The 25,640-nt window shown below is 74.9% G+C and carries 31 protein-coding genes and 1 other RNA gene; 29 read left to right on the top strand and 3 right to left on the bottom strand.

All coding sequences use genetic code 11. The features are described 5' to 3' along the window. Positions 1 to 76: 76 nt before the first annotated feature. From ACRYRX_RS17080 to ACRYRX_RS17160, 17 genes are all read left to right on the top strand, one after another. The gene (locus ACRYRX_RS17080; RefSeq protein ID WP_432513683.1) at positions 77 to 1,309 is read left to right on the top strand and encodes a CpaF family protein; all 1,233 of its coding nucleotides are present in this window, start codon (positions 77 to 79) and stop codon (positions 1,307 to 1,309) included. Beyond that, positions 1,306 to 2,157, top strand: a complete 852-nt coding sequence (locus ACRYRX_RS17085; RefSeq protein WP_432513685.1) for a type II secretion system F family protein — start codon at positions 1,306 to 1,308, stop codon at positions 2,155 to 2,157. The genes ACRYRX_RS17080 and ACRYRX_RS17085 overlap by 4 nt, the downstream gene beginning before the upstream one ends. Further along, complete coding sequence (locus tag ACRYRX_RS17090; protein WP_432513687.1) at positions 2,154 to 3,017, top strand: type II secretion system F family protein; 864 nt, start codon at positions 2,154 to 2,156, stop codon at positions 3,015 to 3,017. Before ACRYRX_RS17085 ends, ACRYRX_RS17090 begins: the two co-directional genes overlap by 4 nt. 42 nt (positions 3,018 to 3,059) lie before the next feature. Beyond that, entirely contained in the window at positions 3,060 to 3,251 is a 192-nt protein-coding gene (locus ACRYRX_RS17095; RefSeq protein WP_432513688.1) for a hypothetical protein, read from the top strand. Positions 3,252 to 3,307: 56 nt separating this feature from the next. Next, complete coding sequence (locus tag ACRYRX_RS17100) at positions 3,308 to 3,748, top strand: TadE family protein (RefSeq protein ID WP_432513690.1); 441 nt, start codon at positions 3,308 to 3,310, stop codon at positions 3,746 to 3,748. After that, positions 3,745 to 4,164 carry a pilus assembly protein gene (locus tag ACRYRX_RS17105; protein WP_432513693.1) on the top strand — a complete coding sequence of 140 codons (420 nt, stop codon included), beginning with the start codon at positions 3,745 to 3,747 and terminating at the stop codon, positions 4,162 to 4,164. Before ACRYRX_RS17100 ends, ACRYRX_RS17105 begins: the two co-directional genes overlap by 4 nt. Next, positions 4,161 to 4,601 (top strand): pilus assembly protein TadG-related protein, encoded by a 441-nt coding sequence (locus ACRYRX_RS17110; RefSeq protein WP_432513695.1) that lies wholly within the window; start codon positions 4,161 to 4,163, stop codon positions 4,599 to 4,601. Before ACRYRX_RS17105 ends, ACRYRX_RS17110 begins: the two co-directional genes overlap by 4 nt. Before the next feature lie 18 nt (positions 4,602 to 4,619). Further along, positions 4,620 to 5,300 carry an SDR family NAD(P)-dependent oxidoreductase gene (locus ACRYRX_RS17115; protein WP_432513696.1) on the top strand — a complete coding sequence of 227 codons (681 nt, stop codon included), beginning with the start codon at positions 4,620 to 4,622 and terminating at the stop codon, positions 5,298 to 5,300. 95 nt (positions 5,301 to 5,395) lie between these two features. Further along, positions 5,396 to 6,502 carry a peptide chain release factor 2 gene (prfB, locus tag ACRYRX_RS17120; RefSeq protein ID WP_432513699.1) on the top strand — a complete coding sequence of 369 codons (1,107 nt, stop codon included), beginning with the start codon at positions 5,396 to 5,398 and terminating at the stop codon, positions 6,500 to 6,502. A 49-nt stretch (positions 6,503 to 6,551) separates the two neighbouring features. After that, positions 6,552 to 7,241, top strand: coding sequence for a cell division ATP-binding protein FtsE (gene ftsE / locus ACRYRX_RS17125; RefSeq protein WP_432513701.1), 690 nt, complete (start codon positions 6,552 to 6,554; stop codon positions 7,239 to 7,241). Next, entirely contained in the window at positions 7,241 to 8,146 is a 906-nt protein-coding gene (ftsX, locus tag ACRYRX_RS17130) for a permease-like cell division protein FtsX (protein WP_432513703.1), read from the top strand. Before ftsE ends, ftsX begins: the two co-directional genes overlap by 1 nt. Positions 8,147 to 8,217: 71 nt before the next feature. Then, complete coding sequence (gene smpB / locus ACRYRX_RS17135) at positions 8,218 to 8,688, top strand: SsrA-binding protein SmpB (RefSeq protein ID WP_432513704.1); 471 nt, start codon at positions 8,218 to 8,220, stop codon at positions 8,686 to 8,688. Between the two features lie 48 nt (positions 8,689 to 8,736). Further along, a complete protein-coding gene (locus ACRYRX_RS17140; RefSeq protein ID WP_432513706.1) occupies positions 8,737 to 10,437 on the top strand; it encodes a DUF2207 domain-containing protein in 1,701 nt (566 codons plus the stop codon). Positions 10,438 to 10,506: 69 nt separating this feature from the next. Then, positions 10,507 to 10,872, top strand: a transfer-messenger RNA (tmRNA) gene (gene ssrA, locus ACRYRX_RS17145). A 148-nt stretch (positions 10,873 to 11,020) separates the two neighbouring features. Further along, entirely contained in the window at positions 11,021 to 11,710 is a 690-nt protein-coding gene (locus ACRYRX_RS17150) for an ABC transporter ATP-binding protein (protein ID WP_432513707.1), read from the top strand. Continuing rightward, positions 11,707 to 13,053, top strand: coding sequence for an ABC transporter permease family protein (locus ACRYRX_RS17155; protein WP_432513709.1), 1,347 nt, complete (start codon positions 11,707 to 11,709; stop codon positions 13,051 to 13,053). The genes ACRYRX_RS17150 and ACRYRX_RS17155 overlap by 4 nt, the downstream gene beginning before the upstream one ends. Before the next feature lie 137 nt (positions 13,054 to 13,190). Continuing rightward, positions 13,191 to 14,051 (top strand): GGDEF domain-containing protein, encoded by an 861-nt coding sequence (locus ACRYRX_RS17160; RefSeq protein WP_432513711.1) that lies wholly within the window; start codon positions 13,191 to 13,193, stop codon positions 14,049 to 14,051. Positions 14,052 to 14,066: 15 nt separating this feature from the next. Here ACRYRX_RS17160 and ACRYRX_RS17165 read toward each other — a convergent pair whose 3' ends face one another. Further along, positions 14,067 to 14,345: a hypothetical protein gene (locus ACRYRX_RS17165; RefSeq protein ID WP_432513713.1), complete on the bottom strand. Its 279-nt coding sequence runs from the start codon at positions 14,343 to 14,345 to the stop codon at positions 14,067 to 14,069. A gap of 54 nt (positions 14,346 to 14,399) precedes the next feature. Here ACRYRX_RS17165 and ACRYRX_RS17170 point away from each other — a divergent pair, with 54 nt between their 5' ends. The 7 genes from ACRYRX_RS17170 to ACRYRX_RS17200 are packed head-to-tail and all read left to right on the top strand — an operon-like array spanning position 14,400 to position 20,097. Further along, positions 14,400 to 15,536, top strand: coding sequence for an NADH:flavin oxidoreductase/NADH oxidase (locus ACRYRX_RS17170; protein WP_432513714.1), 1,137 nt, complete (start codon positions 14,400 to 14,402; stop codon positions 15,534 to 15,536). A 7-nt stretch (positions 15,537 to 15,543) separates the two neighbouring features. Next, complete coding sequence (locus ACRYRX_RS17175; RefSeq protein WP_432513716.1) at positions 15,544 to 16,125, top strand: YqgE/AlgH family protein; 582 nt, start codon at positions 15,544 to 15,546, stop codon at positions 16,123 to 16,125. A 31-nt stretch (positions 16,126 to 16,156) separates the two neighbouring features. Continuing rightward, the gene (locus ACRYRX_RS17180) at positions 16,157 to 16,483 is read left to right on the top strand and encodes a DUF3039 domain-containing protein (protein WP_432513717.1); all 327 of its coding nucleotides are present in this window, start codon (positions 16,157 to 16,159) and stop codon (positions 16,481 to 16,483) included. 59 nt (positions 16,484 to 16,542) lie between these two features. Further along, positions 16,543 to 18,357 (top strand): DEAD/DEAH box helicase, encoded by a 1,815-nt coding sequence (locus ACRYRX_RS17185; protein WP_432513719.1) that lies wholly within the window; start codon positions 16,543 to 16,545, stop codon positions 18,355 to 18,357. 9 nt (positions 18,358 to 18,366) lie between these two features. Then, on the top strand, positions 18,367 to 18,822 hold the full coding sequence (locus ACRYRX_RS17190; protein ID WP_432513720.1) for an SRPBCC family protein: 456 nt from the start codon (positions 18,367 to 18,369) through the stop codon (positions 18,820 to 18,822). A gap of 34 nt (positions 18,823 to 18,856) precedes the next feature. Continuing rightward, positions 18,857 to 19,315 carry a tellurite resistance TerB family protein gene (locus ACRYRX_RS17195; protein WP_432513722.1) on the top strand — a complete coding sequence of 153 codons (459 nt, stop codon included), beginning with the start codon at positions 18,857 to 18,859 and terminating at the stop codon, positions 19,313 to 19,315. Positions 19,316 to 19,353: 38 nt separating this feature from the next. Beyond that, positions 19,354 to 20,097 carry an RDD family protein gene (locus ACRYRX_RS17200; RefSeq protein ID WP_432513723.1) on the top strand — a complete coding sequence of 248 codons (744 nt, stop codon included), beginning with the start codon at positions 19,354 to 19,356 and terminating at the stop codon, positions 20,095 to 20,097. Between the two features lies 1 nt (position 20,098). Here the strand turns inward: ACRYRX_RS17200 and ACRYRX_RS17205 are convergent, their stop codons facing one another. Beyond that, the gene (locus ACRYRX_RS17205; RefSeq protein ID WP_432513724.1) at positions 20,099 to 20,713 is read right to left on the bottom strand and encodes a nicotinamidase; all 615 of its coding nucleotides are present in this window, start codon (positions 20,711 to 20,713) and stop codon (positions 20,099 to 20,101) included. Beyond that, positions 20,710 to 22,005: a nicotinate phosphoribosyltransferase gene (locus tag ACRYRX_RS17210; RefSeq protein ID WP_432513726.1), complete on the bottom strand. Its 1,296-nt coding sequence runs from the start codon at positions 22,003 to 22,005 to the stop codon at positions 20,710 to 20,712. Before ACRYRX_RS17210 ends, ACRYRX_RS17205 begins: the two co-directional genes overlap by 4 nt. 41 nt (positions 22,006 to 22,046) lie before the next feature. Here ACRYRX_RS17210 and clpS point away from each other — a divergent pair, with 41 nt between their 5' ends. The 5 genes from clpS (at position 22,047) to rdgB (ending at position 25,620) form a co-directional block, all read left to right on the top strand. Further along, on the top strand, positions 22,047 to 22,358 hold the full coding sequence (gene clpS, locus ACRYRX_RS17215) for an ATP-dependent Clp protease adapter ClpS (RefSeq protein ID WP_432513728.1): 312 nt from the start codon (positions 22,047 to 22,049) through the stop codon (positions 22,356 to 22,358). Beyond that, the gene (locus ACRYRX_RS17220) at positions 22,359 to 22,955 is read left to right on the top strand and encodes a DUF2017 domain-containing protein (RefSeq protein WP_432513731.1); all 597 of its coding nucleotides are present in this window, start codon (positions 22,359 to 22,361) and stop codon (positions 22,953 to 22,955) included. 46 nt (positions 22,956 to 23,001) lie between these two features. Beyond that, the gene (gene murI, locus ACRYRX_RS17225; protein ID WP_432513733.1) at positions 23,002 to 23,859 is read left to right on the top strand and encodes a glutamate racemase; all 858 of its coding nucleotides are present in this window, start codon (positions 23,002 to 23,004) and stop codon (positions 23,857 to 23,859) included. A gap of 463 nt (positions 23,860 to 24,322) precedes the next feature. After that, the gene (gene rph / locus ACRYRX_RS17230; RefSeq protein ID WP_432513735.1) at positions 24,323 to 25,006 is read left to right on the top strand and encodes a ribonuclease PH; all 684 of its coding nucleotides are present in this window, start codon (positions 24,323 to 24,325) and stop codon (positions 25,004 to 25,006) included. Next, complete coding sequence (rdgB, locus tag ACRYRX_RS17235; protein WP_432513737.1) at positions 25,003 to 25,620, top strand: RdgB/HAM1 family non-canonical purine NTP pyrophosphatase; 618 nt, start codon at positions 25,003 to 25,005, stop codon at positions 25,618 to 25,620. Before rph ends, rdgB begins: the two co-directional genes overlap by 4 nt. The last annotated feature ends 20 nt before the right edge of the window (positions 25,621 to 25,640 follow it).

The following is a 25,640-nucleotide window of genomic DNA, read 5'->3' on the forward strand; positions in this document are numbered from 1 at the left end:
GTTGTCCACATCACCCGAACGCCGATCCGCCGGTTCCCGTACCGTCGCCGCCGACGAGTTCGAGGGGAGGTGCGCGGTGGACGCCGTGAAGCTGGTCGAGGACGAGGTGCGGACCCAGGTCCGCCGCCGCATCGCCGCGGGGAGTTTCCGCGGCGACGCCGCGGAACTGCGGTCGCTGGTCGACGCCGTCGTCCTGGACTACGACCTGCGGTCCCTCGACGGTTCGCTGCCCGGTCTCACCGACCGCGCCGGGACCGTCCGCGAGGTCGTCGCCGCCGTCTCCGGTTTCGGTCCGCTGCAACGGTACTTCGACGACCCCGAGGTCGAGGAGATCTGGATCAACGAACCCGGCAAAGTGTTCGTCGCGCGCGGCGGGGTCGCCGAGCTCACCACCACGATCCTCGACGCGGACACCGTCGCCGAGCTCGTCGAGCGGATGCTGGCCAGCACCGGCCGCCGGGTCGACCTGTCCAGCCCGTTCGTCGACGCCAGCCTGCCCGACGGTTCCCGGGTGCACGTCGTCATCCCGGACGTGACCCGCGCCCACTGGGCGGTGAACGTGCGGCGGTTCGTCGCCCGCGCCCGCCACCTCGACGACCTGGTGGGCCTGGGGTCGCTCACCGCCGAGGCCGCGCGGTTCCTCGCCGCGGCCGTCGCCTCGGGGCTGAACCTGCTGGTGTCCGGGGCCACCCAGGCCGGGAAGACGACGCTGCTGAACTGCCTGCTGAGTTCGGTCCCGGCGAACCAGCGCATCATCACCTGCGAAGAGGTGTTCGAGCTCCAGCTGCACAACCGCGACGTCGTCGCCATGCAGTGCCGCCAGCCGAACCTGGAGGGGCGCGGGGAGATCCCGTTGCGCCGCCTGGTGAAGGAGGCGCTGCGGATGCGGCCGGACCGCCTCGTCGTGGGCGAGGTGCGGCAGGCCGAGAGCCTGGACCTGCTCATCGCCCTGAACTCCGGCCTGCCCGGCGCGGCGACCGTCCACGCGAACTCCGCGGCCGACGCGGTCGCCAAGATGTGCACGCTGCCGCTGCTGGCCGGGGAGAACGTCACCAGCGGTTTCGTCGTCCCGGCCGTCGCCTCCAGCCTGGACCTCGTCGTGCACGCCGAGCTCGACGCCGGCGGCCGCCGCCGGGTGCGCGAGGTCGTCGCGGTCACCGGCCGCAGCGAGGGCGGGGTCGTGGAGACGGCCGAGGTGTTCGGCACCCGCGACGGACGGCTGGTGCGCGGTTCGGGCTGGCCGCCGCACCGGGAACGCTTCACCCGCGCCGGTTTCGACCTCGGGGCGCTCCTGGGCGGGGCGCGGTGACCGGCGTCGCGGTCGGCGCGCTGGTCGGGGTCGGGGGTTTCTGCCTGTGGTGGTCCTGCTGGGAACGCCCGGCCCGCACCCGCCGGCCCCGGCGCCCGGTGCGCACCCTGCTCGACGCCGCGGGCTGGGCCGACGTGCCGTCGCCGGTGTTCCTGGCCGCCCTGGTACTCGCCGGGCTGGTCGCGGGGGTCCTCGTCGCGGCCCTGACCGGGCTGCCCGTCCTCGGTCTCGGCGCGGCGTGCGCCGCGGCGTGGGCGCCGGTGGAACTGGCCCGCGGGCGGGTCGCGCGCCGTCGCCAGGACGCCGCCGCGCAGTGGCCCGACGCCGTCGACGCGCTCGCCGCCGCGGTCCGCGCCGGGGCCGCGCTGCCGGACGCCGTGTGCTCCCTCGCGGTGCGCGGCCCGGAGCGGTTCCGGCCCGCGTTCGCCCGGTTCGCCGCCGCCCACCGCGCCAGCGGGGCGTTCGAGACCGAGCTCGACCGGGTCCGCGCCGAACTGGCCGACCCGGTGTTCGACCGCCTCGCGGCCACCCTGCGGATGACCCGCCAGGTCGGCGGCAGCGACCTCGGCGCGACCCTGCGGACGTTGTCGGGGTACCTGCGCGAGGACGTCCGGACCCGCGGGGAACTGCGGGCCCGGCAGAGCTGGACGGTCTCGGCCGCCCGGCTGGCCGTCGCCGCCCCGTGGATCGTGCTGGGGCTGCTCGCCACCCGGCCCGGGACGCTCGCCGCGTACGGCGACACCACCGGCGCGCTGGTCCTGGCCGCCGGGGCGGCGGTGTCGGCCGGTTCCTACCGGGTGATGCTGCGGCTCGGTCGGCTGCCCGAACCCCGGCGGGTGCTGTCGTGAACGCCGGGGCGTGGGCGGGCCTGCTCGCCGGGTTCGGCGCGGCGCTCGTGGTGGCGGGCGTGCCGTGGCGCCGCGAACCGTCCCTGGCCGCGCGGGTGGTCCCGTACCTCGCGCCGCGGCGCACCCGGTCGCGGGACCTGCTGCGGGCGCTCGCGGCCGCGGTGGGGGAGCGCCTGGGGTCGGGGCGCGTCGTCACCGAACGCCTCACCGTCCTGACCCCCCACACCGCGGTCGACCTGCCCGGGTACCGCGCCCAGCAGGTCCTGTGGGCCTGCGGCGCGACGGCCGCGGCCCTGGTCGCGGTGTGGGCCGGGGCCGGGGCGAACCCGGTGGCGGTCGTCGCGGCCATGGTCGTCGGGGCCGCCGGCGGAGCCCTGGCCCGCGACGAGCTGCTGGCCCGCGCGGTGCGGCGCCGCCGCGGCGAACTCGTCGCGGACCTGCCCGCCGTCGCCGAGCTGCTGGCGCTGTCGGTCGCCGCGGGGGAGAACGTCGCCGCCGCCCTCGAACGGGTCGCCGCCGGCCACGGGCCGTTGTGCGCCGGGCTGCGCGGCGCGCTCGGCCGCGTCCGCACCGGCACGCCGCTGCTGGACGCGCTGTCGGACCTGGCCGGCCGCTGGCAGGTGCCGCCGTTCAGCCGGTTCGCCGACGCGATCTGCGTCGCGGTCGAGGCGGGCAGCCCGCTCGCCGACGTGCTGCGCGCCCAGGTCGCCGACGCGCGCGACGCCGAGCACCGGCGGCTGGTGGAGACCGGGGGGCGGCAGGAGGTCCGGATGATGGTCCCCGTCGTCTTCGGGATCCTCCCCACCGTCGTGGTGTTCGCCGTCTACCCGGGTCTGGCCCAGCTGGACCTGGCGACTTGAAACCCCGAGAAACCCGAGAAACCCGAACCGCAGGAGGACACCGTGCTGCACGACCTGAAGAACCACCTGACCGCACTGGCCGGACTGGCCGACGACGACCGCGGCGACGTGCCCGGCTGGGTCCTGGTCACCATCATGACCGCCGGCCTGGTCGTCGGGCTGTGGGCCGTCGCCGGTCCCCGGCTGGCGGCCCTGTTCACCGCGGCCATGGACGCGGTCGTCGGGCAGTTGTGACCCCTGTCGTGACCCCTGTCGTGACCCCTGTCGTGACCCCTGTCGTGACCCCTGTCGTGACCCCGGTCGTGACCCCGGTCGTGACCCCGGTCGTGACCCCGGTCGTGACCCCGGTCGTGACCCCGCGGCGCGACGAGGGGTCGGCCGTCGCGGAGTTCGCCGCCGTCGCCGGTCTGCTCTGCCTGCTGTTCGCCGCGGTCGTCCAGCTCGCCGTCGTGCAGCACGTGCGGGCGACGGCCGCGGACTGCGCCGGGGAGGGCGCCCGGTTCGGCGCGCTGCGCGGCCGCTCCGCCGCCGACGGCGCCGCCCGCACCCGGGAGCTGCTGACCGGTTCCCTCTCGCCCCGGTTCGCGCGGGAGGTGACCGCGCGCCGCACCGCGGTCGCCGGCCGCCCCGCCGTCGAGGTCGAGGTGGTGGCGCCGCTGCCGGTGCTGGGGTTCCTCGGCCCGCGGGCCCTCGTCGTCCGCGGGCACGCGCTCGTGGAGGCGGCTGCGTGAGGGGCGGGCGCGCCGACGAGGGCAGTGCCGCTGTGGAGTTCCTCGCCGTCGGGGTGCTGCTGCTCGTGCCGGTCGCCTACCTCGTCCTGACCCTCGGCCGCGTCCAGGCGGCGACGTTCGCCGCGGAGTCGGGGGCGGGTCAGGCCGCCCGGCTCGTCGCCACCGGTGCCGCCGACGGCGGGGTCCGGGAGGCCGTCGCGCTCGCCGTCACCGACCAGGGCCTGCCGCCGGCCGCGGCGGACCTGGACGTCCGCTGCTCGGCCGACCCGTGCCGCACCCCCGAGGGGGAGGTGGCCGCGACCGTCCGGATCGACGTCGCCCTGCCGCTGGTGCCGGCGTTCCTCGGGGACGTCGTGCCCCTGGAGGTGCCCGTCAGCGTGCGCCGCGTCGCCGTCGTCGACCGCTTCGCCCCGTGAGCCGGCGGGTGGACCGCGCTCCCCGCGACGAGGGCCGCATCGCGCTGCTGTCGCTGGCCTTCGGGCTGCTCGCGGTGGTCCTGGTGCTGGTCGTGGTGTCGGCCTCGGCGGTGCACCTGCAGCGCAAGCGGCTCTACGCCCTCGCCGACGCCTGCGCCCGCGACGCGGCCGACGCCCTGGACGAGGACCGCTACTACGCCCGCGGCGACGTCCTGCTCACCGACGCCTCCGTCCGCGCGAGCGCCCGGGACCACCTGGACGCGCACGCCGACCTGCCGGGGGTCGTGGTGGGTGCGGGGACCGGGACGCCGGACGGGCGCACGGCCCGGGTGGAGCTGGTGCTGGTCACCGTGCCGCCGTTCACGGCGTTCGTGCCGGCCCGGTTCGCCCGGGTGGAGGTGGTGGCCCGCTCGTCCGCGGTCGCCGAGCTGCGCTGAGCGTGCCAGCGTGGCGGCGTGGACCACCACGAGACGCTGGACGGGGCCCGGGTGCTGGTGACGGGCGCGGGCGGCGGGCTGGGCGCGCCCCTGGTCGAGGGGCTGCTGCGCGCGGGCGCGCGGGTCGTCGTCAGCAGCCGGACGCCGCGGGAGGTGCCCGGCACCCGCGCGGTCGCCGCGGACCTGCGGCTGCCGGGGGAGCCCGAGCGGCTCGTGGAGGAGGCGGTCGCGCACCTGGGCGGTCTGGACGGCCTGGTCCACGCGGCCGGGGTGGTGGCCTTCGGGCCGGCGACCGAGGCCGACGACGACCTGCTCGACGAGCTGTTCCTGGCCGACGCGATCGGCCCGATCCGGTTGCTGCGGGCCGCGGTCCCGCACCTGCGGGCCGGGCGGGACCCGTTCGCGGTGGTGGTGAGCGCGGTGGTGGCCGAGCGGCCGCAGCCGGGGATGGCCGCCTACTCGGCGGCGAAGGCCGCGCTGTCGGCGTTCGTGCGGGCCCTGGCCCGTGAGGAGCGGTTCCGGGTGCTGGACGTGCGGCCCCCGCACACCGAGACGGGGCTGGCGACGCGGCCGGTGGCCGGGACGGCGCCGCGGCTGCCGGCGGGGCTGGCGCCGCGGGAGGTGGCCGAGCGGGTCCTGCGGGCGGTGACCGGCGGGGAGCGGGAGCTGGGCGCGGCGGCCTTCACCCGCCCGGTCTGAGCCGCCGCCCGGTCCGCCGCCCGATCCGCCGCCCGATCCGCCGCCCGGTCGCCGCCTGATCCGCCGGCCCGGCCACGGACGTAGACTCGTCGGTCGTGGCCGCCACAGACTTCCCCGCCGAGATCTCCGCCCTCCGCACGACGTACGCCTCGATCCGGGAGGTGTCGGACCTGGAGGGGCTGCGCCGGGAGCTGGCCGACCTCAACGACCAGGCCGCCGCGCCGGACCTGTGGGACGACCCCGAGAGCGCCCAGGGCGTGACGAGCCGGCTGTCGTACGTGCAGGCCGAGCTGGAGCGCATCGAGAAGATGGGCGGGCGCATCGACGACCTCGAGGTGCTCGTCGAGCTCGCCGAGTCCGAGGGCGACGCGGACTCCCTGGCCGAGGCCGAGGAGGAGCTCGCGGCGATCCGCAAGTCCCTGGCCGAGCTGGAGGTCCGCACCCTGCTGTCGGGGGAGTACGACCCGCGCGAGGCGCTGGTCACCATCCGCGCCGAGGCCGGGGGCGTCGACGCGGCCGACTTCGCGCAGATGCTGATGCGGATGTACCTGCGCTGGGCGGAGCGCCGCGGCTACAAGAGCGAGGTCTACGACACCTCCTACGCCGAGGAGGCCGGCATCAAGTCCGCGACCTTCAAGGTCGCCGCGCCCTACGCGTACGGCACCCTCAGCGTGGAGCAGGGCACCCACCGCCTCGTGCGGATCTCCCCCTTCGACAACCAGGGCCGCCGGCAGACGTCGTTCGCCGGCGTCGAGGTCCTGCCCGTGGTGGCCGAGACCGACCACATCGACATCCCCGAGAACGACGTGCGCGTCGACGTCTACCGCTCCTCCGGCCCCGGCGGGCAGTCGGTCAACACGACCGACTCCGCGGTGCGCCTGACCCACCTGCCGACCGGGATCGTCGTGACCTGCCAGAACGAGAAGTCGCAGCTGCAGAACAAGGCCGCCGCGATGCGCGTCCTGCAGGCCAAGCTGCTGGAGAAGGCCCGCCAGGACCGGCAGGCCGAGCTCGACGCGCTCAAGGGCGAGGACTCCGGGTCGTGGGGCAACCAGATGCGTTCCTACGTCCTGCAGCCGTACAAGATGGTCAAGGACCTGCGCACGAACTTCGAGGTCGGCAACACCGACGGCGTCTTCGACGGCGAGATCGACAGCTTCCTCGACGCGGGCATCCGGTGGCGCAAGCAGCGCGAGGGCTGACCGGCCGGCTGGGCGTTCACGCTCAGCCACAGACCTTAGGGTGTGAGTGATGATCACCTTCGAGCACGTCAGCAAGTCGTACGGCGAGGGGCACCGCCCCGCGCTCGCCGAGGTGACCCTCCAGATCGACAAGGGCGACTTCGTCTTCCTCGTCGGGCCGTCCGGGTCGGGCAAGTCGACCTTCCTGCGGCTGGTCCTGAAGGAGGAGAGGGCGAGCAGCGGGTCGGTCCAGGTCAACGGCCGCGACGTGGGCCGCCTGCGGTCCTGGAAGGTCCCGCAGCTGCGCCGCCAGATCGGCGTGGTGTTCCAAGACTTCCGGCTGCTGGCCGACAAGACGGTCTTCGAGAACGTCGCGTTCGCGCTGCAGGTCCTGGGCAAGCCCCGGCACGTCATCGCCCAGACCGTCCCCGAGACGCTGGGGCTGGTCGGGCTGGGGGGCAAGGAGAAGCGCCGCCCGCACGAGCTGTCCGGTGGTGAGCAGCAGCGGGTGGCGATCGCCCGCGCGTTCGTCAACCGGCCCGCGATCCTGCTGGCCGACGAGCCCACCGGCAACCTCGACCCGGAGACCAGCGTCGGGATCATGAAACTGCTCGACCGCATCAACCGCACGGGAACCACGATCCTCATGGCCACGCACGACGACGACATCGTCGACCAGATGCGCAAGCGCGTCGTCGAGCTGCGCGACGGCCGCGTCGTGCGCGACGAGGACCGCGGCGTCTACGGATCGGGCCGCTGATGCGCCTCGGTTTCGTCCTGTCCGAGATGGGCGCCGGGCTGCGGCGCAACTTCACGATGACGATCGCGGTGGTCCTGGTGACCATGGTGTCGTTGTTCTTCTTCGGGACCGGCCTGCTCGTGCAGAAGCAGGTGGGGATCCTCAAGGGCGAGTGGTACGACCGGGTGCAGGTCTCGATCTTCCTGTGCGGGGACGACTCCCCGGTGGATCGCTGCCCCGCCGGGGCGGTCACCGACGACCAGCGCACCGCCCTGCAGGCGCAGCTGGAGGCCGACCCGCGCGTCGACCGGGTGTTCTACGAGTCCAAGCAGGAGGCGTTCGAGAACTTCAAGGAGACGACGAACACCTCCATCACCGACAACATCACCGCCGACCAGCTGCCGGAGTCCTTCCGGGTCCGGCTCGTCGACCCCGAGGGGTACCTCGCCGTCAGCGACGACTACCTGTCCTCGCCCGGGGTCGAGGACGTCCCCGACCAGCAGGCCATCCTGCAGCCGCTGTTCACGGTGCTGAACGTCGCGACGAACATCGCCCTCGGCCTGGCCGCGCTCATGCTGCTGTGCTCGATGATGCTGGTCTCCACCACGATCCGCCTCACCGCGTTCAGCCGTCGCCGCGAGACGACGATCATGCGGCTCGTGGGGGCCTCGCGCGCACTGATCCAGCTGCCGTTCGTCCTCGAGGGCGTCGTGGCCAGCCTGTTCGGCGGGGTGCTGGCCTCGGCCGCGCTGTGGGCGATGGTCAACTTCGGGGTGTCCCGGCTGCAGAACCGGCCCGGGTTCACGACCCGGCTCATCGACACCGGGGACGTGCTGACGCAGACCGCGCCGATCATCGTCGGCGTCGGGGTCGTGTTCGCGGTCATCGCCTCGCTGTTCAGCCTCCGCCGCTGGCTGAAGGTCTGAGAACCGCGGTGCGCGCGGTGGTCCCCGGCACCTAGAGTGGAGGGCTCAGCAACCACCCGAGGAGGGACGACGTGCCGCGCGAAACCGGGCGGAAGAACATCGCCAGCAACCGCAAGGCGCGCCACGACTACTTCATCGATGACACCTACGAGGCCGGCATCAGCCTCATGGGCACCGAGGTCAAGGCGCTGCGCATGGGCCGGGCCTCCCTCGTCGACGGGTTCGCCCACATCGACCGCGGTGAGATGTGGCTCGAGGGCGTGCACATCCCCGAGTACGTCCAGGGCACCTGGACGAACCACACGCCGCGGCGCAAGCGCAAGCTGCTGCTGCACCGGGCCGAGATCGACAGGTGGGCCGGCAAGGTCCGCGAGTCGGGGCTGACCATCGTGCCGCTGGCGCTGTACTTCGTCGACGGCCGGGTCAAGGTGGAGATCGGCCTGGCCCGGGGGAAGAAGAACTACGACAAGCGGCAGACGCTGCGGGAGAAGCAGGACAAGCGCGAGGCCGAGCGCGCCATGTCCCAGCGTCGCAACCGCTGACGACGATCTGCTGATGCGCGTTCCCCGATCACCGGCTGTGATCGGGGCATGCGCAGCGTCCTGCTCGGTCCCCTCGCCGCGATCGTCGTCCTCGTCGGCCCGCTGGCGCTGCCGGCCGCGGCCGCCGACGGCGAGCGCGTCGTCGCCGTCACCGCCGGCCTGACCGTCCAGCAGGACGGCTCGCTGCGGGTGCGCGAGGAGGTCGTCTACGACTTCGGCGACGACGGGCACCACGGCCTGGAGCGGGTGATCCCCGTCCGCGCGCCCCACGACCGGACGCACGACCGCAGCTACCCCGTGCAGGACCTGCGGGTCGAGAGCCCCACCGGGGCACCGACGCAGGTCGAGACCGAGACCGACGGCGACTTCCTCGACGTCCGGGTCGGGGACCCGGACTCCGAGGACGTGCGGGGCGAGCAGACGTACGTGCTGACGTACACCGTCCCGGCCGTCGCCGACGCCCGGCCCGACGGCTCGGCCCGGATCGCCTGGGACGCCGTCGGCACCGGCTGGCAGGTGCCGATCGACCGGGTCGAGGTGACGCTGGACGCCCCGGCCCCGCTGCGGGACGCCCGGTGCACCGCCGGCGACGAGGGCAGCACCCGGCCCTGCGACACGACGGCCGACGCGCCAGCCGGCGCGTCGGCGGGCACCACCGCCTTCGGCGAGACCGACCTCGGCGAGGAGCAGGGCGTCACGGTCTCGGCCACCGTGCCCGCGGGCGTGCTGACCCCGGCTCCGCCGATCCTGCTCGACACGTTCAGCCCCGCGCTCGCCTTCGCCGCGACCCCCGCGACCCTGGGCGGGGCGGCGGCCGTCCTGCTCGCCGGGGCGCTCGGGCTGCTCGGGCTGCGCCGCCGTCGCGACCCGGCCGGGCCGGGGGTCCCGGCCGACGTGACGGACCTGCCCCCGGGGGTGGTGGGGGCCGTCGCGCACCGCGGCGCGCGCGACGTCGACGTCGTCGCCACCCTGCTGGACCTCGCCCAGCGCGGGCACCTCGCGATCGAGGAGGTCGGGGACGGCGACGACTGGTCCCTGCACCGGCGCGAGACGCCCGACCCGCTGCGCCCGGCCGAGCAGCGGCTGCTGTCGACGGTGTTCGCCGGCGGCCCCCGCACGTCCCTGTCGGCGGTGCGCACGACGGCCCGGACGGGCACGCAGCTGACCAAGGAGGCGCTGGAGGACGACGCGGTGGCCCGCGGTCTGTTCTCCGCGCGCCCGGCGCGGCTGGCGCTGCGGCGCGTCGGCGCGGGCCTGCTGGTGACGTTCGCCGGGGCGGTCGCGACGGTCCTGCTCGCGCTGTGGACGTCCGCGGCCCTCGTCGGGGTCGCCGTCGTGGTGGTCGGGCTGGTCCTGGCCGTGGTGGGGCTCGTCACGGCCGACCCGCTGACCGTCGCGGGCGCGCACGTCCGCGCCCGGGCGGGGGAGTTCGCCACGACGCTGACGCGGTCGGCGGCTCCGGAGCGGTTCACCCGGCTCGTCCCGTACGCGGTGGCGCTGGACGCGACGGGGGCGTGGGCCGCGGGGGCCCGGTCCCTGCACGCCCCGGTCCCCACCCCGCCGTGGTACTCGGGGCGGGCGGTGGACGGCTCGACCTTCAACGTCGCCCTGTTCGCCGGGACGATGGGCGGCTTCTCGGCGAGCACGTCCGACGCGCTCAGCGCCGCGCCGCCGTCGACGGCGGGCTCCTCGAGCGGGTCCACCTACACCGGCGGGGGCGCCGGTGGGGGCGGCGGCGGTTCCTGGTGAGCCGGCGGTCCGGGGAATGCGGGCGCGGGGAGCCGCGTTGCAGGGTAAGCTGGACGCACAACTCAACACGGGGATGACAGGTTTCGACGTTGGTCGTCGAGCCAGGGGAAGCGGGTCGAGGATGCATGGTCATCTCGTCAACGATCCATGCAAACCAATAGGTGCCGATTCCAAGCGCACCGAGTTCGCCCTCGCCGCCTGAGCGAGCGCGACTCTGTCAGCCCGGGTGCGCTCCCGCCCCGGGTCCTGGCATCGACTAGGGAGCTCACCCCTCGCGGAGGTCGCGTACGCGAGGGGGACAACCAACGCGGCTGGGCCCGGCGATGACATGCCTGTATGAGCATCGGGGCCGAGCAGACCGCTGAACAGGATGCACCCGGAGAAGCCCTGGTACCACGCTGACGGACGCGGGTTCGATTCCCGCCATCTCCACACCACGACGCAGGCCGTCCCGGTCCACCGGGGCGGCCTTCGTCGTCCCCGCCCCTCTCCCTCAGGCGTAGGCCCGGGGGCGGACGCCGCGCCGCGCGGTTCCGCCCCCGCTCCGACGCGGAGCCCGCGGGCCGCGCGGGACGCTCGGGCCATGGACCTCCTCCACGCCCGCGACCTCGTCATGACCTACGGCCCGACCCGCGCGCTCGACGGCGTCGACGTCACCGTGCGCTCCGGTGAGTCCGTCGCCGTCATGGGCCCGTCCGGGTCGGGCAAGACGACCCTGCTGCACGTCCTGGCCGGGATCGTCCGGCCCACCTCCGGGACGGTCGCCCTCGCCGGCGACGACCTCGTCGCGATGGGCGACGCCACCCGGACGAAGCTGCGCCGCGACCGGTTCGGCTTCGTCTTCCAGTCCGGCCAGCTCCTGTCCGAGCTGCCCGCCGAGGAGAACGCCGCGCTGCCCCTGATGCTGGGCGGCCTCGGCCGCGCCGCCGCGGTGGAGCGGGCGGGTGGGCTGCTGCGCCGCCTGGGCCTGGCCGGGATGGAGCGCCGGCGCCCGGGGGAGCTGTCGGGCGGGCAGGCGCAGCGCGTCGCCATCGCGCGGGCCCTGGTGGGGCGCCCGGAGGTCGTCTTCGCCGACGAGCCCACCGGGGCGCTGGACCAGGCCACCGGCCGGGAGGTGCTGGACCTGCTGACGTCGGTGGCCCGGGAGAACGGGGCGGCGCTGGTGGTCGTCACCCACGACGCGGGGGTCGCGCGCTGGTGCGACCGGACGCTGGCCATGCGCGACGGCCGGGTCGTCTCGGAGTTCACCGCCCCCGCGGCGGTGGGACGGTGAGCGCGACGACGCGGATCTGGTGGTCGCTGGCCCGGCACACCCACGCCGAGACCCGCCTCCCGACGGTCCTGGCGGTGACGGCCTTCGCCGTCACGACGTGGGTGGTGCTCACGGTGGCCGGCGGGGTGCAGGCGTTCGACGCGCGGGCCGCGGCGCCGGGGGCCGGGGACGAGGAGGGCACGTACCGCTTCCTGTCGTGGATCGCGGTGGCGCTGCTGGTGGTGCCGACGGCGACCCTGGGGGCGGCGGCGGCCCGGCTGACCGTGGCGCGCCGCGACGAGCGGCTGGCCCGGTTGCGGCTGGCGGGGGCCACCAGCGGGCAGATCGGGGCGATCGCCCTGCTGGACGCCGGGGCGCAGGCCCTGGCCGGGGTGGTGGCCGGGATCGGGCTGGACCTGGCGGCGCTGCCGCTGGTCGCGCGGCTGCGCTTCCAGGACCGCGTCTTCGACGTGGCCGAGCTGCGGCTGGGGGCCGGGCCCGTGCTGGCCGTCGCGGTGTCGGTGCTGCTGGTCGCGCTGGTGTCGTCGGCGGTCAGCCTGCGGCGGGTCGCGATCACCCCGCTGGGGGTGGCCCAGCGCCTGCCGCAGAAGGGTCTGAGCTGGGCGCGGGTGCTGCCGGTCCTGCTGCTCGGCGGGGGGTTCGTGCTCGCCTTCAACGCCAGCAGCGCCCTGTTCGGCGTGGGGGCGGCCTTCGCGGTGCTGGTCCTGGTGGGGTTCCTGGCGGGCGCGTTCGCGGTGTTCAACCTCGTGGGGCCGCTGTTCGTCTCGGTGCTGGGCCGGGTGCTGGGCGCCCGGGCCCGCACGGTCCCGACGCTGCTGGCGGCGCGCCGGATGACGGAGGACCCCAAGTCGGTGTGGCGCAGCGTGGGGGGCATCTCGCTGGTGACCTTCGTCGCGGGCTGCCTGAGCGTGACGCCGGGGATGACGCAGGGGCCGGAGGACGTGCTGATGACGGACATCGGGACGGGCACGACGGTGACGCTGGTGATCTGCGCCGTCCTGGCGGCCGTCTCGACGGGCGTCACGCAGGCGTCGCGGGTCCTGGACTCGCGGTCGCGGTACCGCACGCTGCACCTGGCCGGGACGGACGTCGCGGTGCTGCACGCGGCGCGGGCGCGGGAGACGTGGGTCCCGCTGGTGGTGACGATGGGCGGGGCGGCGGCGCTGTCGCTGCTCATCGTCTCGCCGGTGATCGGCCTGCTGCGGACGGCGCCGGTGGGGGTGCTGTGGTTCGCCGGGTCCGCGGTGGGTGCGGCGGCGCTGGTGCTGCTCGCGGCGCGGGCGAGCCGGCCGTTGCTGCAGGCGTGCGCAACGGCCGCCCCGACCGGGATCCCGTCTCGCTGAGTCACCTCCGGACACGCTGTGTCGCAACGTGTCCGCCGTGTCAGCGACATTCCGGAACTCACTGAGGAATTCGTGCTCCCCCCTCGTACCGTCGGGTGACACCGGCCGACCGTGCCGGGACGGCGGGGGGGAACGCAGTGCAGGACGCCGACTACCGGCGCCTCGTGGAGGACTCGCCGCTGGCGACCGTGCTGGTCGAGCGCGCGACGGGTGACCGGGGCGCCCCCGGGTGGCGCGCGACGTGGCTGAACCGGGCGGCGGCCGACCTGTTCGCGGCGACGACGGCCGCGCGCCCCGTGGCCGATCTGGTCCACCCCGACGACCTGCCCGACGTGCTCGCCGCGCTGGAGCTCGGCGCGAGCGGGGACCGGACCGCGCACGAGTGGCGCTTCCTGTCCGGCGACGGCGGGGTCGTCGCGGTCGAGGTGCTCGTCGGCGGCGCGGGCCGGGGCGGGGACGCGCTGACGCTGTCGTGCTGGGACGTCACCCAGCACGTCGAGCGGGCCCGCGACCTCACCCACCGCGCCACGCACGACCGCCTGACGGGCCTGCCGAACCGCGGGCTGCTGGAGGACCGCTGGGAGCTGGCGCGGTCCCGGGCCCGGCGGTCGGGGGACGCGCCGGTCGTCGCGTTCTGCGACGTCGACGACCTCAAGCAGCTGAACGACGAGCACGGCCACCTGGTGGGGGACCAGGCGCTGGTGCGGATCGCCGAGCGGCTGGCCGGGGTCTCGCGGGCGGGGGACACCGTGGCCCGCTTCGGCGGGGACGAGTTCGTCGTCCTGGTCGACACCTCCGCCGAGGTCGACCCGCAGGCGCTGGAGCAGCGGCTGCGCGAGGCCGTCTCGGCGGTCCCGGTGGACCTTCCGGACGGCTCGGTCGTGCCGGTGCGGTGCAGCGTGGGGCTGGTCGCCGACGACCTGTCGGCGTCGACGGAGGAGGTCCTGGCGCGCGCCGACCGGCACATGTACGAGGACAAGCGCCGCCACCGGCGCTGACGGCGGGGAGCCCGGTCAGGGCCGCGTCGTCGCCAGCCGGCGGTGCGCGAGCGCCGGCCCGAGCTCGGCGAACCGCCCGAGCCGCACGTGCTCGACGAGGGCGGCGACCTCGGCGGCGGTGAGGCCGCCGCCGAACCAGTGCAGGACGCCGTCGTGCCCGAGCCCGAGCTGGGCGCCGGGCACGGGGGTGCGGTCGAGGGCGACGAGCACCCCGCGGGTGGTGGCGCGGACGGCGGGTCGCAGCCGCGCGAGCAGCCCGACCTCCTCGGCGGGGACCAGCAACCAGGTGTTCACCCACCGCACTGTAGAGAACGATTCTCAGGAAGGCGACGGGGTAGCGTCCCCGGCGTGAGTCGACTCTTCACCCCGATCACCCTGCGCGGCACCACGCTGCCCAACCGCGTGTGGGTCTCGCCCATGTGCCAGTACTCCTGCGACCCCGTCGCCGCCCCCGGCGTCCCGAACGACTGGCACCTCGTCCACCTCGGCGGCCTCGCCGTCGGGGGCGCCGGGCTGGTCCTCACCGAGGCCGCCGCCGTCGTGCCCGAGGGCCGGATCAGCCCGCAGGACGCCGGGCTGTGGAACGACGAGCAGGCCGCCGCCTGGGCCCGGGTCGTCGACTTCGTGCACGGGCAGGGCGCGGCCGTCGGCGTCCAGCTCGCCCACGCCGGCCGCAAGGCCGGCACGTACCGGCCCTGGGACGGGCGCTCGGGGACCGTCCCGGCCGCCGAGGGCGGCTGGGAGGTGGTCGGCCCCAGCGCGCTGCCGCACGGCGACCTCGCCACCCCGCGCGAGCTGGACGCCGAGGGGATCGCCGCGGTCGTGCGCGCCTTCGCCGAGGCCGCCCGCCGCGCCGACACCGCCGGGTTCGACGTCGTGGAGCTGCACGCCGCCCACGGCTACCTGCTGCACCAGTTCCTCTCGCCGCTGTCCAACCACCGCACCGACTCCTACGGCGGCTCCTTCGAGAACCGCGCCCGGCTGCTGCTGGAGGTCCTCGACGCCGTCCGCGCGGTCTGGCCCGAGGACAAGCCCGTCCTGGTCCGCCTCAGCACCTCCGACTGGGTCGAGGGCGGCTGGGACGTCGAGCAGTCGATCGCGCTGGCCCGCGAGCTCGCCGCCCACGGCGCCGACCTCGTCGACGCCAGCTCCGGGGGCAACGACCCGCGCCAGCGGATCCCCGTCGGCCCCGGCTACCAGGTGCCGAACGCCGGCCGCGTCCGGCGCGAGGCGGGCGTGCCCGTCGCCGCCGTCGGGCTCATCCTCGAACCCGCCCAGGCCGAGCAGGTCCTCGTCAGCGGCGAGGCCGACGCCGTGTTCCTGGCCCGTCCGCTGCTGGCCGACCCGCGCTGGCCGCAGCGCGCGGCCGTCGCCCTGCACGCGGTGCAGGACGTGCCGTGGCCGGCGCAGTACGTCCGCGCGACCCGCGACCCGGTGCCGCTGGCCCGCCCGTTCCCTCGCCCGGGCGTCGACGGCGCGTCATGATGAGGAGGTGACGAGCGAGACCGCGAGCCTGACCGGTCGTCTCCTGCTGGCGACCCCCTCGCTGAGCGACCCCAACTTCGCCCGGTCGGTGGTCCTGGTGCTCAACCACGACGAGGACGGCGCCCTGGGGGTCGTCGTCAACCGGCCGCTGGACGTCGACGTCGCCGCCGTGCTGCCCGGCTGGCAGCGGTTCGCCACCGCCCCCGGCAAGCTGTTCCAGGGCGGGCCGGTGGCGCTGGACTCCGCGCTCGGCCTGGTCGCGGTCCCGGGGGACCGGCCCGACCCGCAGGGCGTGCGGCGCGTCTTCGGGTCCGTCGGCCTCGGGTCGGTGGGGCTGGTCGACCTCGACACCCCGCCGGAGTCGATCGTCGCGGAGCTGTCGGGCCTGCGGATCTTCGCCGGCTACGCGGGCTGGAGCGCGGCCCAGCTCGAGGACGAGATCGCCGAGGGGGCCTGGTTCGTCCTGCCCGCCGAGGCCCGCGACGCCTTCAGCGACACCCCGCAGGACCTGTGGGGCGACGTCCTGCGCCGCCAGGGCGGCGACCTGGCGCTCGTCGCCAGCTTCCCCAGCGACGTCTCGATGAACTGAGCGCCCCGGGCGCCCGTCGTACCATCGCCGCATGAGCTCGCCGACCGACGACCCGTTCCGCACCCAGCCCCAGCCGCAGGCGCCCACGGCCCCCTCGCGCACGGCGGTCCTGGACCGCGAGGAGCAGGTCCAGGAGGAGGCGTCCCCGGGCGACCACGAGCGCTTCGCGCACTACGTGAAGAAGGAGAAGATCATGGAGTCGGCCCTGTCGGGCGACCCCGTGATCGCGCTGTGCGGCAAGGTGTGGGTCCCCGGCCGCGACCCCAAGCGGTTCCCGGTCTGCCCGACCTGCAAGGAGATCTACGAGAGCCTGTCGGGCGGTGGCAAGGAGGGCAAGGACGGCGACGGCCAGGGCTGAACCCCCGGCGAGTCGCCACGCCGGAGCACGCGCGGGCGTCGTCTACGGTGGACGGACCCATGAGCACGACCGAACACGAACCCCAGCTGGCCCTGGCCGACACGATCCCCGGCCCCGTGGTCGACGCTCCCGGCGTCCCCGCGGCCCGGCCGCTGCGGGCGTGGCAGAACGCCGCGCTGGAGCGGTACTTCGACCCCGCGCGGGAGGAACCCGCCGACTACCTCGTGACCGCGACCCCGGGCGCGGGGAAGACGACGTTCGCCCTCGCGCTGGCCCGCCGGCTCCTGGACACCCGCCGCGTCGACCGCGTGGTCGTGGTGGCCCCCACCGACCACCTGCGCACCCAGTGGGCCGAGGCCGCCCACCGCGCCGGGATCGAGCTGGACCCGACGATGACCAACGCCGTCGGGCCCGTCCGGCCCGACATGAAGGGCTACGTCACCACGTACGCCCAGGTCGCCGGGCACCCGATGCTGCACCGCGCCCGCGCCACCGCCAAGCGGTCCCTGGTGGTCATGGACGAGATCCACCACGCCGGGGACGGCCTGTCCTGGGGCGAGGCGGTCTTCGAGGCCTTCGGCGACGCCCGCCGCCGGTTGTCCCTGACGGGGACGCCGTTCCGCACCAAGGCCGACGAGCGCATCCCGTTCGTCTCCTACGTCGAGGACGACTCGGTGGAGTCCGAGGGCGGCCTGAAGTCCGTCGCCGACTACACCTACGGGTACAAGGACGCCCTGGCCGACGGCGTCGTCCGGCCCGTCGTCTTCGCCGCCTACACCGGCGTCTCGCGGTGGCGGAACTCCGCCGGCGAGGTGGTCGCGGCCTCCCTGTCCGACGCGACGACGAAGTCGGTGGAGTCGCTGGCCTGGAAGACCGCGCTGGACCCGCGCGGGGACTGGGTGCCGCACGTCATCGCCGCCATGGACGAGCGCCTGAACCACCTGCGCGAGCACGGCATGCACGACGCCGCCGGCCTCGTGCTGGCCTCCGACCAGGACGACGCCCGCGCCTACGCCAAGATCGTCCAGCGGGTCACGGGGGAGAAGCCCGCGCTGATCCTGTCCGACGACCCCAAGGCGTCGCAGAAGATCTCCGAGTTCGCCGAGTCCGACCAGCGGTTCGTCGTCTGCGTCCGCATGATCTCCGAGGGCGTCGACGTCCCCCGCGCGGCGTGCCTGGCCTGGATGACGTCGTACCGGACCCCGCTGTTCTTCGCCCAGGCCGTCGGGCGCGTCGTCCGCTCCCGCGCGCCGGGGGAGTCGGCGACGGTGTTCCTGCCGGCCGTGCGGCCGCTGCTGGCGCTGGCCGCGGAGATGGAGACCGACCGCAACCACGTCATCCCGCCCCCCGCGCCGGTGTCCTCCGACGAGGTCGACGAGGGCGGGCTGGACCTGCTGCCGGCGCCCGAGCGCGAGCCGGGGGAGAAGCAGGAGTACGAGGCCCTGGAGGCGCAGGCGGAGTTCGCGCACGTCCTGCACGGCGGCAAGGCCGTCACCGGCGGCCAGCTGCCGGCCGTCAGCGTCGAGGAGCAGGACTTCCTCGGGCTGCCCGGGCTGCTGTCGCCGGAGCAGACCGCCGCGCTGCTGTCCCAGCGCGACGCCGAGATCCGCAAGCGCACGGCCCGGCCGGTCGAGCCCACCGACCAGGACGAGACCGGCGAGGCCGAACCGGAGCAGGAGGACGCGGCCTGGCACACGGCCGCGCTGCTGCGCAAGGAGATCCACTCCCTCGTCGGCCGGGTCGCCGCCGGGCGCGCCCTGCCGCACGCCTCGGTGTACTCCCGGCTGCGCGCGGCCGTCCCCGGCCCGCCGTCGGCGTCGGCGTCGGTGGACGTGCTGCGCCGTCGCCGGGACCACCTCCTGGCCATGGTCTAGGTTGCTGGGATGCCGGAGATCGTCCAGCGGACCATGGTCCGCGCCCCCCTCGAGGAGGTCTTCGAGATGTCCCTCGACCTCGACGTGGAACGGGTCGCGGGCAAGCGGTACGGGGTCCGCGCCGTCGAGGGCGCCGGCCGGACGACGGGCCGCATCGAGCTCGGCGAGAAGGTGCGGTGGCGGCTGCGGATCATGGGGTTCCCCCTCACCCACACCTCGCACATCGTCGAGCTGGACCGGCCCCACCGCTTCGTCGACGAGATGTCCGCCGGGGCGTTCGCGCAGTTCCGGCACGAGCACTCGTACGTCCCCGAGGGCCCGCAGATGACGATCATGACCGACCGCATGTCGTGGCGGTCCCCCTACGGGGTCCTGGGCCGGATCGCCGACGTGCTGTTCGTCCGGCGCACCCTGAGCCGGCTGCTGGCCGACCGCAACTCGGAGATCGTCCGCCGGTTCAGCTGAGGAACCCGCTGCCGCGCACGCCCGTTGGCCGGGTATGGGATTCCTGGACAACCTCAAGAGCAAGGGCCTGCTGGCGGGCGACCAGCTGAAGACGAAGGTCGGTCAGTTCAAGAGCAAGGACTTCGCCGAGGCCTCGATGGCCACGTGCGCGCTCATCGCCGCCGCCGACGGCAGCATCGAGCCGCAGGAGCGGCAGAAGACCGCCGCGTTCATCGCCAGCAACGACGTGCTGTCGGTCTTCAACGCCGGTGACCTGCGGGAGTCCTTCGACAAGTGGTGCGGCAAGCTCACCGCCGACTACGACTTCGGCAAGATCGAGGCCCTGCAGGCCGTCGGGAAGCTGCGCAGCAAGCCCGAGCAGGCGCGCGCGGTCGTGCAGGTCGGCGTCGTCATCGGCGGCGCGGACGGCGACTTCGACCCCACCGAGCAGCGGGCCGTCCGGGAGATCTGCCAGGCCGTGGGCATCGACCCCTCCGAGTTCGGCGTCGCCTGAGCACCGGCCCTCCGCGAGGAACTGGCACCCTGACACCCATGAGCACGCCCGCCGGGTGGTACCCGGACCCGTCCGACCCCTCCCGGTCCCAGCTGCGCTGGTGGGACGGGGCGCAGTGGACCGAGCACGTCCACGCCCAGGCCCCCGCCCACCAGCAGCAGCCGTACGCGTCGCAGCCGTCGGGGCAGCAGCCGTACGCGCCGCAGCAGTACGCCCGGCAGCAGTACCCGCCGTCGCAGTACCCGGCCCCGGGCGTGCGGGCCATCGCGACCCCCGACGGTCAGGCACTGGGGAACCTGGGGCTGCGCCTGGTGGCCCGGCTCATCGACGTGGTCCTCGTCACCCTCATCGCCTCGCTGGCGGGCTGGGCGCCGCTGCGCACGATGAACGCGATCGTGGAACCGATCACCCAGGACATGGTGACCGGCGGCACCGGGTGGCTCACCGCCGCCCTGGACGTGGCCCAGAACACCACCTACCTGGCCGCCCAGCGCGAGCTGACCCTCATCACCGTGGTGGTGAGCGCCGTCTACACGATCCTGACGATCCGCTTCTACGGGGCGACGCCGGGCAAGGCGATCTGCCGGTTGCGCGTGCGGGACTGGCAGCGTCCGGGGCTGCCGACCTTCGGGCAGGCCGTCGTGCGCTGGATCGGCAGCGACATGCTCGGCTCGGTCATCGGCCTGTGGTACCTGATCGACTTCCTCTGGCCGTGCTGGGACCAGCGCCGGCAGGCCCTGCACGACAAGCTCGCCCGCACCGTCGTGGTGAAGCGGCGCTGACTCACCCCAGGACGGGGTCACCCACCAGGGTGACCCCGTCCTCGCGCATCTCGGCCAGCGCCCGCTCGACGCCGGACGCGGAGATCCCCGCCGTCAGCCCCAGCAGGACGGTCGTGCGGAACCCGGCCCGCGCCGCGTCCAGCGCGGTCGCCCGCACGCAGTGGTCGGTGGCGATCCCGACGACGTGGACCTGCTCGACCCCCCTGCCGCGCAGCCAGTCCGCCAGGCCGGTGACGACCTCCCCGCCCTCGGGGTCCAGGTGGGTGCTGACCCCCTCGAACCCCGAGTAGGCCGCCGCGTACTGCCCCTTGCGGAACACCGCCTCGACCCGGGAGGTGTCCAGGTCGTCGTGCAGCAGCGCCCCGCTGGTCCCGGCGCGGCAGTGCACCGGCCAGCTGTCCACGAAGTCGGGGGTGTCGGAGAAGTGCGCGCCGGGGTCGATGTGGAAGTCCTGGGTGGCCACGACGTGGTCGTAGGCGATGCCCCGGCCGGTGGAGGTGTCCGTCGCCAGCAGCGCGCTGATCGCGCGGGCCACCTCGTCACCCCCGGCGACCGCCAGCGACCCGCCGGGGCAGAAGTCGCGCTGCACGTCCACGACCACCAGCGCGCGGGTCACGGGCGCGCCCCCGCCCGCTGCGGGCCCAGCACCGTGGTCGGGATGGCCGGGTCGCCCTTGGACAGCGCCAGCCCGTCCCACGGCAGCGTCACCAGTGCCCGGCGCAGGTGCTCGCGGGACGCGGTCAGGTCCGGCAGCCCCTCCACGCGCACGCCGTCGCGCACCAGCGGGACCTGCAGCGGGCGGTCGTTCGGCTCGCGCTCGGGGGTGAACCCGACCCCCAGGACCTCGTCGGTCGCGGTGCCCGTGGGCCGGTGCCGGCGGACGGCGACCTTCCGGCCGCCCTGGGTCACCTTCGACGTCGAGCGCTTCGCCACCGGACGGCCCTCCACCTCGACGAGCTTGTAGACCAGCCCGGCCGTGGGCGCCCCCGAGCCCGTCACCAGCGAGGTCCCCACCCCGTACCCGTCGACGGGGGCCGAGCGCAGCGCGGCCAGGGCGAACTCGTCGAGGTCGCCGGAGACGACGATGCGCGTCGAGGTGGCCCCCAGGGAGTCCAGCTGCTCGCGGGCCTGCACGGCCAGGACCGCGAGGTCGCCGGAGTCGATGCGGACCGCGCCCAGGCGCGGCCCGGCGACCTCCACGGCCGTGGCGATGCCCGCGGTGATGTCGTAGGTGTCGACCAGCAGCGTCGTGTCCACGCCGAGGGCGGCGACCTGCGCGGCGAACGCCTCGGCCTCGGTGTCGTGCAGCAGCGTGAACGCGTGCGCCGACGTGCCCGAGGTGGGGATGCCGTAGGACGCCCCGGCCTGCAGGTTCGACGTCGAGGTGAACCCGGCGAGGTAGGCGGCGCGGGAGGCCGCCACGGCGGCCTGCTCGTGGGTGCGCCGCGAGCCCATCTCGATGATCGGCCGCTCGCCGGCGGCCTGGGCCATCCGGGAGGCGGCCGCGGCGATCGCGCAGTCGTGGTTGAGGATCGACAGGACCACCGTCTCCAGGACGACGGCCTCGGCGAAGGTGCCCGTGACCGTGAGGATGGGGGAGCCGGGGAACCACAGCTCACCCTCGGCGTACCCCTCGATCGAGCCGCTGAAGCGGTACGCGGCCAGCCAGTCGAGGGTGCGCTCGTCCAGCACCCCCCGCAGGCCGCCGAGCAGCTCGGGGTCGAAGGTGAAGTCGCGCACGGCGTCCAGGACGCGGCCGGTGCCGGCCACCACCCCGTACCGGCGCCCCTCCGGCAGACGGCGGCCGAAGACCTCGAACGTGCAGGCGCGGTCACCCGTCCCGTCGGACAGGGCCGCCTGCAGCATCGTCAGCTCGTAGTGGTCCGTCAGCAGCGCTGTGCTCACCATGCAGCGAATCTAGCCATCCGGACCCCGCCTAGACTGCCGGGGTGTCTGTCGTGCTGTCCGTGGTCGCGACCGCTCCCACCGAGCTGGAGCGTCCGGAGACCGACCTCCTCACCACCCCGGACACCCCGTGGGTGACGCTGGTCTGGAACGACCCGGTGAACCTGATGTCGTACGTCACCTACGTGTTCCGCACCCACTTCGGCTACTCCGAGGCCAAGGCGGAGGCGCTGATGATGGACGTCCACTCCAAGGGCCGCGCCGTGGTGAGCTCCGGCTCGCGCGAGGCGATGGAGCGCGACGTCGAGGCCATGCACGGCTACGGCCTGTGGGCCACGCTGCAGAAGGACGAGTGAGTGGCCACCTTCCGACGGTCCCGCCACGGCCTGTTCTCGATCACCCTGCACGTCTCCGAGGCCGACCTGCTGGCCTCGCTGGCGCGTGAGGTCGTCGAGCTCCTCGAGGTCGGCGAACCGCCCGCCCGCAGCGTCGACCCGCTGGCCGCGCAGCTGGGGCTGACCGACCTGCCCGCCTTCGACGAGCTGCCCGACCTCGGCGCCGACGGCCCCACCACCGCCCCCGAGGACGAGGTCCTGCGGCGGCTGTTCCCCGACGCCTACGGCGCGGACGCGGACCCGCAGGCGTCCGCCGACTTCCGCCGCTTCACCGAACGGGGCCTGCGGGAGAAGAAGGCCGCCGCCGCGCGCGGCATGCTCGCCACCCTCGACCCCGTCGTCGGGCAGGGCGGGCGGGTGCAGCTGGACGCCGACGGCGCCCGGACCTGGCTGGCCGCGCTGAACGACATCCGGCTGGCCCTGGGGACCCGGCTGGGCGTCAGCGACGACTCCGACCCCTACGCCGAGCTGGCCGAGGACGACCCGGCCCGCTGGGCGTGGGCGGTGTACGACTTCACCACCCACCTGCAGGAGACCCTCGTGAGGTCGCTGCTGTGACGTCGGCCGTCAGCTCGGCCGTGAGCCCGGCCGGGAGGGACCCGCTGTGAGGGAACGCGAACTGCCCATCGGGATCTTCGACTCCGGGGTGGGCGGGCTGACCGTCGCGCGCGCCGTGCTGGACCAGCTCCCGCACGAGTCGATCCACTACGTGGGCGACACCGCGCACTCCCCGTACGGGCCCAAGCCCATCGCCGAGGTCCGCCGGCTGGCGCTCGACGTGCTCGACCGGGTCGTGGAGTCGGGCGTGAAGATGCTCGTGATCGCCTGCAACTCCGCCTCGGCGGCCATGCTGCGCGACGCCCGCGAGCGCTACGACGTGCCGGTGGTGGAGGTCATCCAGCCGGCCGTGCGCCGGGCGGTGCGCGCGACCCGCAACGGCCGCGTCGGGGTCATCGGCACGCGCGCCACGATCTCCTCGCGCGCCTACGAGGACGCCTTCGCCGCCGCGCCGCACCTGGCCCTGACGACGGCGGCGTGCCCGGCGTTCGTGGAGTTCGTCGAGCGGGGCGTCACCAGCGGCCCGGACCTGCTGACCGCCGCCCGCGCCTACCTGGCCCCGGTGATCGCCGCGGACGTCGACACCCTCGTGCTGGGCTGCACGCACTACCCGCTGCTCATGGCGGTGCTGCGCAGCGTCGTCGGCGACGACGTGACGCTGGTCTCCAGCGCCGAGGAGACCGCCTTCGACGTCTACCGCGAGCTCGCCGCCCGGGAGCTGCTGCGCCCGGACGACCTGCCGCTGCCCGCCGGCCGCCCCCGGCACCGGTTCACCTCGACGGGCGACGCCCGCGCGTTCCGGTCTCTGGCGCGCCGGTTCCTGGGGCCGCAGCTCGGACCGCAGATCGTGCAGGCCGACGGCGCGGTCGACGAGACGGGCCCGTTGCACCTCGGCGCACTCTGACCATCCCGGCACCGGCGGCGGCCGGGGGTTCCTCGGCCGGGGCGACCGTCCAGCGCGCCGAGGCGGCCACCGGCTGGCTGCGGGTGCCGTCGGTGAACTCCAGCACCACCCGGCGCCGGCGGCGGTGCAGGCGGGCCACCTCCCGCGCGGCCGTGGCCCGCAGCGGGCGCGGGCTCCAGCGCAACGGCCGCAGCACCACTCCCTCGTGGTCGGCGAGTCCGGTGATCACCCGGTCACCGGGGGTCAGGGCCGCGGTGGGACGTCGAGTCATGCCCCCAGGGTGGCCCCGATCGCGCTCGCGCGCAGGCACTTCCGTCGTGTCGGCGGTGTGCTTTCGGTGCGGATTCCCTGGACGGACCCTGAGTCGGCACTCACCGTGCCCCGCAGTGCACTCCGCGTGATCTGGGAGTCTTGAGGAGTGACCGAACGCGCAGACGGCCGAGCCGCCGACGAGCTCCGCCCCGTGACCATCACCCGCAACTGGCTCGACCACGCCGAGGGCAGCGTCCTCGTCGAGTTCGGCCGCACCCGCGTGCTGTGCGCGGCCTCCTTCACCGAGGGCGTGCCCCGCTGGCGCAAGGGCTCGGGCCAGGGCTGGGTCACCGCCGAGTACGCCATGCTGCCCCGCTCCACCAACACCCGCAGCGACCGCGAGTCCGTCAAGGGGAAGATCGGCGGCCGCACCCACGAGATCTCCCGGCTCATCGGCCGCAGCCTGCGCGCCGTCGTCGACACCGCCCAGCTCGGCGAGAACACGATCGTCCTGGACTGCGACGTCCTGCAGGCCGACGGCGGCACCCGCACCGCGGCGATCACCGGCGCCTACGTGGCGCTCGCCGACGCGATCTCCTGGGCGCGCGGCAAGGGCATCGTCAAGGCCTCCCGGCAGCCGCTGACGGGGTCGGTCAGCGCCGTCAGCGTCGGCGTCGTGAAGGGGGTCCCCGTCCTGGACCTGCCCTACGTCGAGGACGTCGCCGCCGAGACCGACATGAACGTCGTCGTCACCGGCGACGGGCGGTTCGTCGAGGTCCAGGGCACCGCCGAGGGCGTGCCGTTCGACCGGTCCGAGCTCGACGCGCTCCTCGACCTCGCCCTGACCGGCACGACACGGCTGGCCGCGCTGCAGGCGGAGGCGCTGGCCCGATGAGGATCGTCCTGGCCACCCGCAACACCCACAAGGTCGGCGAGCTGCGGGCCGTCCTGGCCCCGCTGCTGCCCGACGTGGAGGTCCTCACCGTCGACGCCTTCGACGCCGTCCCCGAGGTCGCCGAGACCGAGGTGACGTTCGCCGGCAACGCGCTGCTGAAGGCGCGCGCCGTCGCGGCGGCCACCGGGGTGCCCGCGATCGCCGACGACTCCGGGATCTCCGTCGACGTCCTCGGCGGCGCGCCGGGGATCTTCTCGGCGCGCTGGTGCGGCCGCCACGGCGACGACGCCGCCAACCTGGAGCTGCTGCTGGCCCAGATCGCCGACGTGCCCGCCCCGCACCGGGGGGCGGCGTTCGTGTGCGCGGCCGCCCTGGCCCTGCCCGGCGGGGTGAGCGCCGTCCGGCACGGCGAACTGCGCGGCACGGTCACCACGGCCCCCGCCGGGGGCGGCGGCTTCGGGTACGACCCGGTCTTCGTGCCCGCCGGCGCTGACCGGACCCTCGCCGAGCACACCGCGCAGGAGAAGAACGCGATCAGCCACCGCGGGGCCGCGTTCCGGGCGCTGGCGCCGGTCGTGGTCGACGCCCTGGCCGGCCGACCCATCCAGGGCTGACGCGGCTCCGAACCCACCAG

It is taken from the genome of Kineococcus lubricus, assembly GCF_050871965.1.
Lineage (GTDB): Bacteria > Actinomycetota > Actinomycetes > Actinomycetales > Kineococcaceae > Kineococcus.